Genomic DNA, 13757 nt, shown 5'->3' on the forward strand with positions numbered 1-13757 from the left:
TCAGGCCCCGAGGACGTCGTCGAGCGTCGCGACATCCCGGAGTGCGGCTGCAGCAGCTCGGATCGTCGGAACCGCGAGCAGAGCGCCCGTGCCCTCTCCCAGACGTAGCGCGAGATCGAGCAACGGACTCAGGCCGAGGTGATCGAGCGCTGCCGTCGCACCCGGTTCGGTGGAGCGGTGCCCGGCGACGAGGTAGCCGCGGGAGGCAGGGGCGAGAGCGACCGCAGCGAGTGCAGCCGCACCGGCATTGACGCCATCGAGCAGGACGGGAACCCGCGCGGCGCCGCCCGCCAGGATCACCCCGACGAGCGCAGCGTGTTCCAGTCCACCGAGCCCGGCCAGGGTCGCGAACGGGTCGTCGCCCGCGTGCCGCGCCACCCCCGCTGCGACAGCCTCGATCTTCCGAGCGAGCATGAGGTCGTCGATGCCGGTGCCGCGCCCCGTCACCTCGATGGGCGAACGACCGGTGAAGGCGGCGATGAGGGCTGCTGCAGCGGTCGTGTTCGCGATCCCCATGTCGCCGGTGACGAGGACGTCGACACCGGTGGAGATCAGTTCCTCGGCGACGCCGGAGCCGGCGAGTATGGCCGTCACGCACTCGTCTGCGGTCATGGCCGGTTCGACGCTGAGGTCCCGGGTACCTGCGCGCACGTTGGAGCGGCGGAGGCGGGGGTGGTCCTCCAAGCGGGTCGCCACCCCGACGTCCAGCACGCTGACCCGTGCTCCGACGGCTGCCGCGAAGGCATTGGCGGTGGCTCGGCCACCGCAGAACGTCTGCACCATCATGGCGGTGACCGTCTGCGGCCACGGGCTGACGTCCTGCGCATGGACACCGTGATCGCCGGCAGCGATCACGAGACCGGGATCGCTCACCGCCGGGGGTGGGCAGCGACCCGCGATCGCCGCCAACTGCGCGCCGAGGTCCTCCAGGCGACCGAGCGCGCCCGGCGGCGTGGCGAGCGCCGCATGCCGCTGTCGGGCGGCGTCCGCCGCTGCGGCATCGGCGGGGACGATGCCCTCGAGCAGATCGATCAGGGGTTGGGGCAACGTCATGCGTGCGGTCCTTGGGCTTCGTCGTGCAGATCGGGTGAGCGCTGGGGAGCGTCTCGGATCGGTCCCTCACCGAGATGCCGGGCGACGGCCGCGGCCAGTCGCTCGTTGATCTCGCGCGTTCGGACCGCCACACGCACGTAGTGGGCGTCCAGGCCCGGGAAGGTGTCACCGCGTCGGACCGCGATGCCGTCCTCGAGAAGCCGTTCACGCAGATCGGGCTGCGGGGTGTGCAGCAGCACGAAGTTGGCTGCCGCGTCCCACGCAGTCACGCGAGGGATGGCACGCATCGCGTCGAGCAGGTGGGCGCGCACGTCCGCCACCGCCTGTGCCCGGAGACGACGCTCGTCCTCTGCTTGGCACAAGGCGATCATCGCGTCCAGAGCAAGGGTGTCGACCGCCCACGGTTGACGAGCCGATCCCAACCTGCCTGCGAGTTCTGGATGAGCGACGAGGTAGCCGACCCGGAGGCCGGCGAGACCCCACAGCTTGGTGAAGCTGCGCAGCACCACGAGACCCGGAAGATCACCTCGGGCGGCGATACCCGTCGCGTCGGGGAGGAACTCGGCGAACGCCTCGTCCACCACCACCGTCCGACCCGGTCGACACAGTTCGGCGATCGTGGATTCGGCGTCGACGATCCCCGTGGGGTTGTCAGGTCGGCCGACGACGACCAGGTCGGCTTGCTCGGGCACGTCGGCCACATCGAGGCGCCACGTTTCCGGATCGCGTTGCACCCTCACGACCGGGACGCCAGCGTCCCTGAGCGCGGCCTCGGCCTCCGTGAAGCCGGGATGCACACAGGCGGCCGAACGCGGGGCGAGCACCCGCGGCAGGAGCCAGAACCCGTCGGCCGCACCCGCTAGCACGACGATCTCCGCCGGATCGCGGCCGTGGCGCCCCGCCAACGCGGTCCGCGCCGCGGTGTCGTCGGGATAGCCGGCGAGGTCGTCGAGACATCCGGCCAGCCGCTCGCGGAGCCACGTCGGGGGACCATCGAGGACGTTGACCGCGAGATCGAGCGCACCTGGCGGCACCTGACGATCGCCGTGGTCGCGCAGCGTCGTGACGCCGGGCGACGCGGCGTCAGGCCATCCGCGGTCGCCCGCGATGGGGGAGCCGGCTGGCGCGGCAAGCCCGAGCGCCCGTCCCGCCACGAGGAGGCTCGCCCGGTCCGCGAGCGCACTCAGCCGCTGGGTGACCCGACCGTGGACGTCGACGTACCGGCGCACCGATGCACCGATCGGGATGATGCCGACGCCCGGCTGTCCGGCGATGAGGATGGTGTCCCCCACACGGCCGGCGGCGAGACGCCACCAGGTCTCGGCCTCGTGAACGATCCGGTCGACCGCCGCCTGCCCTTCGGCGCCGAGCGGCGCGACGTCCACCTCGCTCCACAGCCCGGCCGCGCTCATCTGGGTCACCAACCAACCTTCGAGGTCGTCGATGACCACCGTGGCGGTCGCTGCGACATCGCGCAGCACCTCGGCGATGTCGGTGGTCTCGTCGACACGCCAGTGTCCGGGACGCCGCCGGCGGTGCGCGTCGATGCGCTCGGCCATCTCCTCGTCAGAGGCTCGGCCCGTCGCCACGCACACCACGGGAGCGCCACCGGCGGTCGCCACCGTTTCGGCGTAGCTGCTCTTGCCAGACGAGGTACCGCCGAGCACGAGGTGGGTGGTCACGAGCGCTCGGCCGGAGCGGCCGCCCCGTCCTGATGAGCGTGGGCATGGTCGCCATGCCCGTGGCCGTGGTCGTGGTCGTGCTCATGCCCGTGGCTGTGGCCGTGTGTTCCAGGGTCGTCGGGATGCTCGTGCAGTGTCTGCGGCTGACCGACGCGCTCTTCGAAACCGGGCAGGGCGACGCGGTACTGGCACGTGTCACAGTTGGCGATCGCTCCTCCGGCATCGGACTCATCCGCCCGTGCGAGCAGGAGCTCGGCCACCCGGACGTCGGGCCCGAGGTAGTCGACATCGATCACCTCGATGTCGGGGTGATCGTCCGCCCACGCGCGGGTCTGGTCCCGGATCCGCCGCTCGAGCACACCGGTGAACAGGAAGTAGGGCATCACCGCGATACGACCGGCCCCCAGACGACGACAGCGTTCCAGCGCCTCGGGGACCGAGGGCTTCGCAAGGCTGATGAACCCCGGCTCGACGAGCGGCCAGGGCCGCCCCTCCCACAACATCCGAGCGACCTTGGCGATGTCCCCGTTCGCATCGGGATCGGAGGCTCCACGACCGACCAGTACGACAGCCGTGTCCTCGCGCTGCGCCTCCGGCACCGCCGAATCCAACCGCTCCGCCGCCGTCTCCAACAACTCAGGACGGATACCGAGCGGGCGGCCGTAGCGGAACGTCACGCCGGGGTTGCGGAGCCGCTCACGCGCGATCGCGGCAGGCACATCACCCTTCGCATGTCCCGCACCCAGCAGCACCAGCGGCACGACGGTGATGTCGTCCACCCCCTCGTCAACCATCTCTGCGACGACGTCAGCGATCGGCGGCGGACAGAGTTCGAGATAGCCGAGCTCGACACGCAGCTTGGGTCGCTGGGCACGGACCACCTCCAGCAGCCGCGAGCACTCGTCCTGACCGGCATCGTCACGGGTGCCGTGGCCGACGATCAACATGGCATGACTCACGAGGAGGACTCCTGGCTGGGTGACGGGGTTGAGGCAGGCGACGGGATGCGCGACGTCGAAGGCGAACCGGGGGGCGTCGCCGTGGCGGTGTAGAGCAGGGCGTTGACGGCGGATGCCGCGACGGCCGAGCCTCCCCGTTCGCTGAGATTCGAGACGGACGGGAGGCCCGACGCACGCAGCTCGGCCTTGGCTTCGACGGCGCCGACGAATCCGACCGGCAACCCGATGACGAGCGCCGGCTCCTGCGCGTGGGCGATCACCGCGACCAACGCGGTGGGGGCGTTGCCCACGACCCAGATCGCGCCCGGCCCCACCCGCTCTGCGGCCATCGTGATCGCCGTCGCGCTGCGCGTCGTGCCCGACGCGGCCGCATGGTCCGCGACATCGGGGTCGGTGAGTGGCACCTCGACGTCCGTGCTGGTGATACCGGCGGCGACCATGTGACTGTCGGCGACGATCGGCGCTCCGGCCGCGAGCGCTTCCCAGCCGCGCACCAGCGCCGCCTCGTCGAGCACCAGGTCGTCGAGGTAGCGCATATCGGCGGCGCTGTGGACCACCCGCCGGGCCACGGCGCGCGACAGCCAGGGCAGACGCGACAGATCGGCGCGCGAGGCCAGGATGCGCATGCTCTGCACCTCGATGGGGTGAACATGGTCGCGCCCCATGGACCGCGGAGCCCCCGGGCGCGTCACGAGCCCTGCTCCGCGAGCGGCACGATGGCCTCGGCCGGGCAGACCTCCGCGCACTCGCCACAGCCGGTGCAGCGCTCGTCGAGCACGACCAGGGGGACGCCGACGCCGCGATCGGCGACCCGGATGCAGCGCTCCGGGCAGGTCACCAGGCAGGCACCGCAGGCGGTGCAGTTCGGCAGCACGGTGAAGGTGTCGGCCATCACGAGCGTGCCTCCCCGGAGGCCGCTGCGACCGGGCTCGCACCGTTCGGGTCCTCCTCTGCTGCGTAGCCGCGTGGGGTGACCATGCGTCCGCCGATGATCCGGGTCCGGGTGGTACCGATCAGCACGAGTGTGGTCATCTGCACCTGCGTGACGTCGAGTTCCGTGAGCGTCGTGAGCGTGATGCGCTGCGCGGGGCGTTCGGCATCGCGCACGATCCCGACCGGGGTGTCGGCGGGGCGGTGGGCGAGCAGGATCTCGCGGGCCTCGGCCAGTTGCCAGTCCCGGTCACGGCTGCGGGGGTTGTAGAAGGCGATCGCGAGGTCGGCGCTGGCCGCGGCCTCGACGCGGGTACGGATCCGCTCCCACGGGGTCATCAGATCCGACAGCGAGATGTAGGCGTGGTCGTGACCGAACGGCGCGCCCAGCAGCGCACTGCCGGCCAGCGCCGCGGTCACGCCGGGCACCACCACGACATCGATATCGTCGCCGGCGCGCTCGAGGGTCGGAGAAGCCATCGCGTAGATCCCGACGTCGCCGGATCCGACCAGCGCGACAGCCCGCCCGGCCTGTGCGAGGTGCAGGGCACGGTCGGCACGGACGATCTCCTCGCCGAGGTCGTAACGTTCCAGCTCGGCGCCGCGCGAGGTCCAGCGGGCGGCCTGATCGACGTAGGGTCCGTAGCCGATGACGACCTCTGCAGCCGCCAGCTCGTCACGAGCCCGTGGCGTCGTGAGATCATCGGCCCCGGGCCCGAGCGATACCAGCGCGAGCCGTCCCCGCGCCGGGCGACGGGCGATCGCGACCGTCGCCATGGCGGACCGGCGCTTCTCCACCAGCAGCTCACCGCCGAGATGCAGCGCAGCCGCCTCGGCGACCGACGGTGTCCCCACCGCATCGCGAACAATCTGCGAGGGGTTGGGTACCTCGACGCCGCTGAGCAGGTCGGCGGACAGGCACACGACCGACCAGCCGCGTGTGGCTGCGGCGTCGTGGATCCCCGCTTCGTCCGCCTTGGCGTCGACGGTCGCGACCGTGTGGACCGCCAGCGGCGACAGGCCCGCGTCGGCGAGCACGGCGTCCACGAGGTCCCCGACCTCGTCGGCCGATACTCCGCGGGAGGAACCGATGCCGATCACCAGCGATGCCGGTCGGTACAGCACCGTGGTGTCGTCCGCCGGCACGACCCGGTCGGTGACCCGGAGCAGCGGGGCGCCCGGGTCGTCGGTCAGCGTGGCAGGGACCGGCCCGAGCGGCCACGGGGCGTCGCGTTCGAGACGAACCGCGCCTCCGTCCAGGACGTGGCCGCCGACCGCCGCCAGCGCGCCCTCGGCGCGGATACCGAAACGGGCCCCGAGCGTGCCCAGGCTGGGCAGGCCCGTAAGTTCGGAGGCGGTCGTGATCACCGGCGTGGCACCGAGGTGGTCGGCGATCCGGTCGGCGAGGGCGTTGGCTCCCCCTTCGTGTCCGCCGGCGAGCGCCACCGCGAACCTGCCATGATCGTCGACGCACACCACCCCCGGATCCGTGCGCTTGTCGTCGAGGTGCGGCGCGATCAGTCGGACCGCGGCGCCGGTGGCCATGATCAGCACCAGCGCGTCTGCATGGTCCCAGGCTGCGGCGATCGCCTCGCTGGGCCGCTGGTCGGCGAGCCGCGCACCCAGGTGCTCGGCGAGCTCGGCCGCCAGACGCCGGCCGGTGGGGCTCGCCGCCACGACCACGATCGGACCGGGGGCAGCGGCACGCGGCGTCGGCGCGTCTCCGGCGACGTGCCGGGAAGTGTTCGGTGTGCCGTGAGGATCGGCGTGGCGGGGCTCGACGCCGTGGGTTCCGGGGGTCATGGGCGCTCCGCCAGGACGAGGACGATGGGGTTCTGCGGGGCGAGTCGGTGACCGTCACCGAGCGTCACGAGGTCGTGGACCTCGACGAGCTGGGCGGTCGCCTCCCACCCGGCGTCGCGCAGCTGCGCGAGCGTCGGCGCGACGCGTTCGATCGTGGCGAGCGCGACGGCCAGCCGATCGCGGCAGCGCACGGTCAGCAGCTCCAGCATCGCCGGCAACGAGGTACCGCCTCCCCCGACGAACACGGCGTCAGGGTCGGGTAACGGCGCGAAGGCCGCTGGCGCCTCCCCCAGCACGAGCCCCAGACCGACCCCATGGGTGGCGGCGTTGACGCGAGCGCGCTCCAGCTGCTCGGCGTCGCGGTCGATCGCGACCACGCCGGCGCCGAGTCCTGCGGCCTCGACGGCCACGCTGCCCGAGCCGCAGCCGACGTCCCACAGCAGGCGTCCTGGTCCGGGGCCGAGGTGGGCCAGCACCAGCGCGCGCACGGCCGGCTTGCTGATCTGACCGTCGCGGTGCGCGTAAGCGCCGATCGGGCGTGCCCACGGCATCGGGGCGCGGGTGTGACCCACGACCGAGCGTGGTGCGGTCCGGACGCGTTCGGGGTCGAGGAGCAGCAAGACGTTGGGCTCGGCGACCTCGAGGTCGGCCGCGCCCGCCAGGTCGGTGTCGTGGATCGCCGCGTCGGGGTGGCCGAGCCGTACCGCCATCACGACCCGACGCGGCCCGCACCCCGCGTCCAGAAGTGCCCCGGCGATCGTCGCGGGGGTGGAGGACGGCGCGGTCATCACCGCCACCTTGGCGTGGGTGAGCGCCGCAGCGATCGCGGCCCGGGGATCGCGGCCGTGGGCGGAGACGACCACGGCGTCGTCCCACGGCAGTCCGATCGCCGCGAACGCACCGGCCACCGCGGAGGTTGCGGGGTACACCTCCAGCGGGATGTCACCGAACCTCGATGCGAGCAACCGCACGATCCCGAACCAACCCGGGTCGCCCGATCCGATCACGCAGACGGTGCCATCGGTGGTGCGGATCGCATCGAAGGCAGCATCGAGGTCACCGGGGATGCGCATGGTCGGGGCCCCGGCAGGGGCGTGGACGTCGAGGTGCCTCCCACCGGCGACCACCAGGGCGACGTCGTCCGGGATGGCGCCCGCCAGCGCGCCGTCCGGGCCGACTCCCAGCACCACGATGCGATCAGCCACGATCGCGCCTCTCCCTGGCTGCGGCATCGTCGACGCCGCCTTGACCGCTACGGACATGCCCGTGGTCGTCGTCGTGGGTCAGGGCGTCAGCGGATGCGCCCGCGCGGGCCAGCCGCTCCGGCGCGCGGCGGTTCCAGCCGACCGGCTCCAACGTGTCGAAGTCGACCAGCACGGCGTCCACGTCGAGGTGCCCGCCGCATCCTTGTGCCCAGGCGGCGAGGTTGGTCGCGACGTCCTCGCACAGAGTGTCACCGGCGAGATCGGCGATGCCGGCCGCGGTCCACAACTCGAAGGCGTGCCGACCCGTGTTGGCCGTGCGGACCGCCGCAACCAGTTCGCCGCTGCCGCCGGCGCGCTCGGTCACCTCGGCGAGGTAGCCGGTGTCGACCCGTGAACGGGTGTAGTGGGTCATCATCACACCGGCTCCCAGTTTGGCGAGCTTGCCGGCCATGCCGACGAACACCAGCGACGACAGACCCTGCTCGACGCAGCGCTCGATGGCGGCGCCGGTGAAGTCGCCGACCTCGACGAAGCAGACCTCGTCGAGGTCGGGCAGCAACCGGATCGCGGCGCGTTCGGTCCGACCGCCGGTCGACAGCACGCAGGTGGAGAGATGCTGCGCCGCCATCACGTCGATCGCCTGGAGCACCGAAGCCCGCCACGACGCGGTCGAGAACGGCCGGACGATCCCGGTCGTGCCCAGGATGGAGATGCCGCCCAGGATGCCGAGCCGCTTGTTGGTGGTGCGCTTGGCCATGTCCTCGCCCCCGGGCACGGAGATGACCACATCGATCCCGCGGTCGGCGTACGGATCGACGACCTCCTCGACGGCGATGCGGATGGTCTGGCGCGGCGTGCCGTTGATGGCGGGACCGCCGATCTCCAGCCCGAGACCCGGGCGGGTCACCACACCGACCCCGTCACCCCCGTAGAGGTGCACGCCCGGCTCGTCGGTCCAGGCGACGGTCGCGGTGAGGTGGGCGCCGTGGGTCACGTCCGGGTCGTCGCCCGCGTCCTTGATCACCGATGCCTCGGTGGCGCCGCCACCAACGTGTTCGCAGCGCTCGACGTCGAACTCGACACGGCGGCCGACCGGTAACCACACGTCCACACGTTCGACGGCCCGGCCGGTCACCAGCAGCAGCACGGCCGCCTTCGCTGCGGCCGTGGCACACGCCCCGGTGGTGAATCCGGTGCGGAGCTCCTTGCCGTCACGCACCTTGGCCGTGCGCGGTAGGTCCGGCTCGTGCAGCTCGCGTACCGGCTGGCCGGGCGGCTCGACCGAGGCCGGCGGGGCGGATGCGCGATCGGCATGCACCGGCCCGGCGCGGGCGCGAGCTGGTCGCTCGGTGCGCCCGTGCGTCGAAGGATCCGGTACGTCGGTCACGAGGTGGCAGGCTCCGGGTGGAGGTCGACGGCCGATGACGTCGGTTCCGTGGTCGGTGCGGCCGAGCTGCCGGACCAGGCCTCCACAGCATCCGAGGCGTCCGCTCCGTCGCCGCGCGCAGGCCGGTAGGTGTGGGCGAACGTCGGCGAGTACAGGTTGCTGCGGGTGCCTCGCGCGTGGAGTGCCGGGCCCACCAGCACCAGGGTGTGCATCGTGACCTGCATGTCGCGGATGGTGGCCCCCAGCTCGTCGAGGCGGCAGGTCACGATCCGCTCGTCGGGCCACGACACCCGGTAGCCGACCACACACGGGGTCTCGGGCGGGTAGCCCCCCACCAGCAGCTCGGCCTGCAGCTTCTTCGGCCGGGCGGCGGAGAGGAACAGCGCCATGGTGGTCCCGTGACGGGCCAGATCCCGCAGCTCCTCCCCCGCCGGCATCGGCGTACGGGTCGCCATCCGGGTGAACACCACGGACTGGGCGATCTCCGGGATGGTCAGTTCCCGGCCGACCGCGGCGGCGACCGCGGCGACGGAGGTCACACCGGGGATGATCTCCCAGTCGACGCCCAGTTCGTCGATCGCGTCCAGCTGCTCCTGCATCGCGCCGTAGACGGAAGGGTCGCCGGAGTGGATGCGCGCGACCGTCAGTCCGTCGGCCTGCGCACGGCGGTAGACCCCCAGGACGTCCTCGAGAGTGAGCACCTTGGAGTCCAGCACCTCGGCGTCATCGCGAGCGTGGTCGAGCACGTCCTCGTGCACCAGGCTCGACGCCCAGATGACGATGTCGGCGACCGCGATGGCGTTGGCGGCGCGGATGGTCAGCAGGTCGGCGGCCCCGGGGCCGGCTCCGACGAACAGGATCTTGGCGCTCACGATGTCGGCTTCCGCTCGGGGGTGACGATGATGGTGGACAGGTAGGGGGCGGGCTCGGAGGGCAGGTGGTCGCGCACGTCCTGGTCCGCCAGCCCGAGGCGGGCGCCGAACACGGCGCGGTCCGATGCGCCGGCCGCGGCGAGTGCCGCGTGGATCTCGGGTAGCTGGCGGCCGCCCTTGTAGAGCACCAGGGTGTTGCCACCACGCAGCACGTCACGGACGACCTCGAGACCGGCGGTCATCGGCAGCAGCGTCAGGGCCTCCTCGTGCTCGACCAGCACGGTGCCGCTGCGGGAGGCGAGGTCCTGCATCGCGGTGATCCCAGGGACGGTCTGTACCTCGACGTCGGGGACCAGTGCCCGCACCTCGGCAGCCAGGTAGGTGAACGTGCTGTAGACGTTCGGGTCGCCGATGGTCGCGAACGCTGCGGTCCTCCCCGCGGCGACCACCTCGGCCACGGCGAGCGCAGCGGTCCGCCAACTGGCCTCCCGTGCCGCCTCGTCCAGTTCGAACTCGAGCCGGGTGATCGGGGTCGCGTGCGGGACGTGGGCGAGCACGACCCGCTCGGCGTACCCAGGTTCGTCGGGCGTCGAGGTCACCGACACCGGGACGAAGACCGCATCGGCACCCAACAGCGCGTCGCGACCCTTGACGGTGATCAGCTGCGGGTCGCCGGGGCCGACCCCGATCCCGATCAGGACACCACTCATCTCGACACCTCGGAGCGTCGGCGGTCGGCCGCTCCGGCCTGACGGTCGGCCGCTCCGGCGCGGTCGGCGGTAGCACGTCCGACGGTGTCGGCGGCCACGCGCGCCGCGGTCGCGGCGAAGCAGCGGGCCACGTGAGGGGCACCGACCCATGCCGCGTGCAGGTAGCTGGCATGGACGCTGTCGGTGACGAAGCCCTCCGGGCCGCTGGCGCCGCGCGAGGTCAGCTCCCAGGCGGGCCGGCGGCCGGCACGGGGTTCGACGACGGTGCGATGGAACTCGTGACCGTGCACACCGGTCCCCGCAGGGCCAAGCGCCCCCGCGCTCGAGGAGCGCGCCTGCCGATAGCCGAGCGTCAACCGCTCCCCGAAGGAGGCGGTCGCGTCGATCAGCCCGACCATCGGTTGGCCGTCGAGTTCGCGGCAGAGATACAGCAGGCCACCGCATTCCGCGACGATCGGTCCACCCGCCGCAGCCAGCGACCGTAGGTCCGCGGCGAGCCGGGTGTTGGCCGCCAACTCGGAGGCGTGGACCTCGGGGAACCCTCCTCCGAGGTAGACGCCGGTGGTTCCCTCCGGCAGCCCCTCGTCGGTCAACGGATCGAAGGTCACGACCTCCGCGCCCGCGGCGGCGAGCAGCTCCCGGTGCTCCTCGTAGACGAAGGTGAAGGCGCGCCCGCCCGCGATCGCGATCCGGGGGCGACCGGCGACGGCGGTCCCGACCTCCGACGCCGGCGCCCATGCGGACGTGGCCAGCGGCGGGGCGTTGCGGGCGAGTTCGAGCACCGCATCGAGGTCGACGCGGGCGGCCACCGCAGCACCGAGGTCGGCGACGGTCCGCCGGGCATCGTCGGACCGCTCCGCTGCGGGGATCAGGCCGAGATGCCGTGACGGGGTGACGAGTCTGTCGTCGCGGTGCAACGCGCCGACCACGGGGATCCCGAGCGGCCGCAGCGACTCACGGACCAGCTCCTCGTGACCGTCCGAACCCAACCCGTTGAGCACCACCCCCGCGATCCGCACGGTCGGGTCGAACGTCGCGAACCCGTGCACCTCGGCGGCCACGGAGCGGGATGCGGCGGTCGTGTCGACGACCAACAGGACCGGCGCCCGCAGCAGCCGGGCAATGTGGGCGGTCGAGGCCTCGTCGTCGGCGCCACGGCCGTCGTACATGCCCATGACGCCCTCGATGATCGACACATCGGTGCCCCGTGCACCGTGCGCGAGCAGCGGTGCGATCCGTTCCGGGCGGTGGAGGAAGGCGTCCAGGTTACGGGGTGGCCGCCCGGTCGCGACCGCGTGGTAGCCGGGGTCGATGAAGTCGGGCCCGACCTTGTGGCCGGAGACCGCCAGGCCCCGGGCGCTCAACGCGGCCATCAGCCCGGTGGCCACGGTGGTCTTGCCGACTCCCGAGCGGGTACCGGCCACGACGATCCGGGGAAGGGCGATCATGCGGCGTCCTGACATGCAGGGGCGAGCTCGTGCACGGTGGTGGCGGCATCGGCGACCGGCGCGCCCGTCGTCTGCGATTCCGTCAGGCGACCGATGCCCGGTGCGCCCGGCCAGGTCGCGGGGACCGGATCGGCGGTGTGGCTGCCCGTCCCCGGATCGCACCCGTGATCGGGGGCGACCAGCACCGCGGCACCGTGCGCGTTCGCGACGGCCACGACCGGACCGACCACGGTCGCGTCGAAGCGTTCGATGGCGGCACGTTTGGCTTCCGGGTCGTGTTGGTGGGCAGCTTCGTCCGGCCCGGCGTCGTGGATGAGCACCGTGGAGTGCCGGGCCTCCTCGATGGCACGAAGCGCAGCCCGGAGGTCCGGGAGGCTGGTGGCACAGACGCTGCGGGTCAGACCGAGGGCCGCCGGCGAGTCGGGGAGCACCGCCAGGTCCGCTCGGACCGGCAGCGTCGGATGCGCTACGCGGCCCCAGACGCGCAGCCGCACCCCAAGCGCGTCCTCGACCGAGGCGATGCGGTGCTGCCAGGCGATCGGTATCGGTCGGTCGTGGCCGGGCGCAGCGTCGCCCCAACCGGCCGGCCCGATCAGCACGTGACGCCCACCGTTCAGCGCATAAACCTCCGGATCCGGGTCGGGACGAGATGCGCCCAGGGCCCCGAGCGCGTCGGTCAGCTGCGTGGCCGTGGCGGTTCCGGCGACCAGGTCGAGCCGCCAGGCCGCTCGGCCGATCCCGACGTCGAGGCCCGCGGCGGCGGCCTCCAGCCATCCTCGGGCGGGTGCGTCGGCGGTGATGCCGACCAGTCGGGCCAGGCCGACCTCGGTGCCGGGGTTCGACCCGACGGGGATCGTCCGCAGGCGTCCCACCCCCTGGCGCGCACACAACGCATCGAGATGGGGCGTGTTCGCTCGTGCGAGCGTGGTCTGGATGCCCGGTTCGCTGGCACCATCGGGTACCAGGACCACCAACGGCCGGGCGGCGCGTCTTGGAGCCGTCCCGGTCACCACTCGATGCCCTTCTGGCCGCGCCACCCGGCATCGAAGGGGTGCTTGACCTTGGTCATCTCCGTGACCAGGTCCGCGGCTTCGATCAGCGGTGCCGGAGCGTCACGGCCGGTGACCATCACGTACTGCCAACCGGGACGCGAGCGGAACACCTCGACGACCTCCTCGGTATCGACCCAGCCCCACTTCATCGGGTAGGTGAACTCGTCGAGGAGGTAGAAGCGGTACCGCTCCTGCTCGAGGCACCGCTTGACCTCCTCCCACCCCTCCCGCGCCAGGTCGGCGGACTCGTCGAGGTCGCGGGACGTCCAGCTCCAGCCATCGCCCATCTTGAACCAGTCGATCCCGCCCAGCTTGGTGGCCGCGGCCTGTTCCCCGACCTTCCACTTGCCCGACTTCACGAACTGGAACACCGCGATGGGCCACTGCTGCTGCCACGCGCGCATCATCATCCCGAACGCTGCGGTCGACTTCCCCTTGCCGGTCCCGGTGTGGACCATCAGCAGCGGGACCTCACGCTTGCGGCGGCGCGGCTGGGTGTCGGCGGTCGCCTCCGGGGTCGCGCCCTCGTAGGCGCTCTTGCCCTCCGACGCCACCTCCTGCTGCTGCGCCTGCGCGGCCGGGTCACGGTCCTGCTCGCCCTGTTCGACGGCGGCGGTATCCGGTTGGGTGGGCTCCGACATGGTGGTCTCCTCTGG

At 72.3% G+C, this 13757-nt stretch carries 12 protein-coding genes and 1 pseudogene; all 13 read right to left on the reverse strand.

Annotated elements, in window-relative coordinates; all coding sequences use genetic code 11:
• The 13 genes and pseudogenes from cobT to cobO all read right to left on the reverse strand — a co-directional run bounded on the left by cobT (position 1) and on the right by cobO (position 13742).
• Positions 1–1053, reverse strand: coding sequence for a nicotinate-nucleotide--dimethylbenzimidazole phosphoribosyltransferase (gene cobT / locus WEB03_RS10335; RefSeq protein ID WP_368070870.1), 1053 nt, complete (start codon positions 1051–1053; stop codon positions 1–3).
• On the reverse strand, positions 1050–2735 hold the full coding sequence (gene cobC, locus WEB03_RS10340; RefSeq protein ID WP_368070871.1) for an Rv2231c family pyridoxal phosphate-dependent protein CobC: 1686 nt from the start codon (positions 2733–2735) through the stop codon (positions 1050–1052). Before cobC ends, cobT begins: the two co-directional genes overlap by 4 nt.
• Entirely contained in the window at positions 2732–3682 is a 951-nt protein-coding gene (locus WEB03_RS10345) for a sirohydrochlorin chelatase (protein WP_368070913.1), read from the reverse strand. The genes cobC and WEB03_RS10345 overlap by 4 nt, the downstream gene beginning before the upstream one ends.
• 8 nt (positions 3683–3690) lie before the next feature.
• Entirely contained in the window at positions 3691–4359 is a 669-nt protein-coding gene (locus WEB03_RS10350) for a precorrin-8X methylmutase (protein ID WP_368070914.1), read from the reverse strand.
• 23 nt (positions 4360–4382) lie between these two features.
• A complete protein-coding gene (locus WEB03_RS10355; RefSeq protein ID WP_368070915.1) occupies positions 4383–4586 on the reverse strand; it encodes a 4Fe-4S binding protein in 204 nt (67 codons plus the stop codon).
• Positions 4586–6427: a precorrin-3B C(17)-methyltransferase gene (cobJ, locus tag WEB03_RS10360; protein WP_368070872.1), complete on the reverse strand. Its 1842-nt coding sequence runs from the start codon at positions 6425–6427 to the stop codon at positions 4586–4588. Before cobJ ends, WEB03_RS10355 begins: the two co-directional genes overlap by 1 nt.
• Positions 6424–7632 (reverse strand): precorrin-6y C5,15-methyltransferase (decarboxylating) subunit CbiE, encoded by a 1209-nt coding sequence (gene cbiE, locus WEB03_RS10365; RefSeq protein WP_368070873.1) that lies wholly within the window; start codon positions 7630–7632, stop codon positions 6424–6426. The genes cobJ and cbiE overlap by 4 nt, the downstream gene beginning before the upstream one ends.
• A gap of 157 nt (positions 7633–7789) precedes the next feature.
• A pseudogene (locus WEB03_RS10370) lies at positions 7790–8884 on the reverse strand (cobalt-precorrin-5B (C(1))-methyltransferase); the annotation flags it as partial.
• 131 nt (positions 8885–9015) lie between these two features.
• Positions 9016–9891 (reverse strand): precorrin-4 C(11)-methyltransferase, encoded by an 876-nt coding sequence (cobM, locus tag WEB03_RS10375; RefSeq protein WP_368070874.1) that lies wholly within the window; start codon positions 9889–9891, stop codon positions 9016–9018.
• Positions 9888–10601 carry a precorrin-2 C(20)-methyltransferase gene (gene cobI / locus WEB03_RS10380; protein ID WP_368070875.1) on the reverse strand — a complete coding sequence of 238 codons (714 nt, stop codon included), beginning with the start codon at positions 10599–10601 and terminating at the stop codon, positions 9888–9890. Before cobI ends, cobM begins: the two co-directional genes overlap by 4 nt.
• Entirely contained in the window at positions 10598–12049 is a 1452-nt protein-coding gene (locus tag WEB03_RS10385) for a cobyrinate a,c-diamide synthase (protein WP_368070876.1), read from the reverse strand. The genes cobI and WEB03_RS10385 overlap by 4 nt, the downstream gene beginning before the upstream one ends.
• Positions 12046–12921 carry a hypothetical protein gene (locus WEB03_RS10390; RefSeq protein ID WP_368070877.1) on the reverse strand — a complete coding sequence of 292 codons (876 nt, stop codon included), beginning with the start codon at positions 12919–12921 and terminating at the stop codon, positions 12046–12048. The genes WEB03_RS10385 and WEB03_RS10390 overlap by 4 nt, the downstream gene beginning before the upstream one ends.
• 134 nt (positions 12922–13055) lie before the next feature.
• Positions 13056–13742 (reverse strand): cob(I)yrinic acid a,c-diamide adenosyltransferase, encoded by a 687-nt coding sequence (gene cobO, locus WEB03_RS10395; protein ID WP_368070878.1) that lies wholly within the window; start codon positions 13740–13742, stop codon positions 13056–13058.
• Between the last annotated feature and the right edge of the window lie 15 nt (positions 13743–13757).

Origin of the sequence: Nitriliruptor sp. (assembly GCF_040882075.1) — a bacterium.
Taxonomy (GTDB): domain Bacteria; phylum Actinomycetota; class Nitriliruptoria; order Nitriliruptorales; family Nitriliruptoraceae; genus Nitriliruptor.

What these genes read in the sequence shown, in the direction of transcription:
- cobT (WP_368070870.1), bottom strand. Translation starts at nt 1,053, where the DNA reads ATGACGTTGCCCCAACCCCTGATCGATCTGCTCGAGGGCATCGTCCCC.
- WEB03_RS10345 (WP_368070913.1), bottom strand. Translation starts at nt 3,682, where the DNA reads ATGTTGATCGTCGGCCACGGCACCCGTGACGATGCCGGTCAGGACGAG.
- WEB03_RS10350 (WP_368070914.1), bottom strand. Translation starts at nt 4,359, where the DNA reads ATGGGGCGCGACCATGTTCACCCCATCGAGGTGCAGAGCATGCGCATC.
- WEB03_RS10355 (WP_368070915.1), bottom strand. Translation starts at nt 4,586, where the DNA reads ATGGCCGACACCTTCACCGTGCTGCCGAACTGCACCGCCTGCGGTGCC.
- cobJ (WP_368070872.1), bottom strand. Translation starts at nt 6,427, where the DNA reads ATGACCCCCGGAACCCACGGCGTCGAGCCCCGCCACGCCGATCCTCAC.
- cobI (WP_368070875.1), bottom strand. Translation starts at nt 10,601, where the DNA reads ATGAGTGGTGTCCTGATCGGGATCGGGGTCGGCCCCGGCGACCCGCAG.
- WEB03_RS10385 (WP_368070876.1), bottom strand. Translation starts at nt 12,049, where the DNA reads ATGATCGCCCTTCCCCGGATCGTCGTGGCCGGTACCCGCTCGGGAGTC.
- cobO (WP_368070878.1), bottom strand. Translation starts at nt 13,742, where the DNA reads ATGTCGGAGCCCACCCAACCGGATACCGCCGCCGTCGAACAGGGCGAG.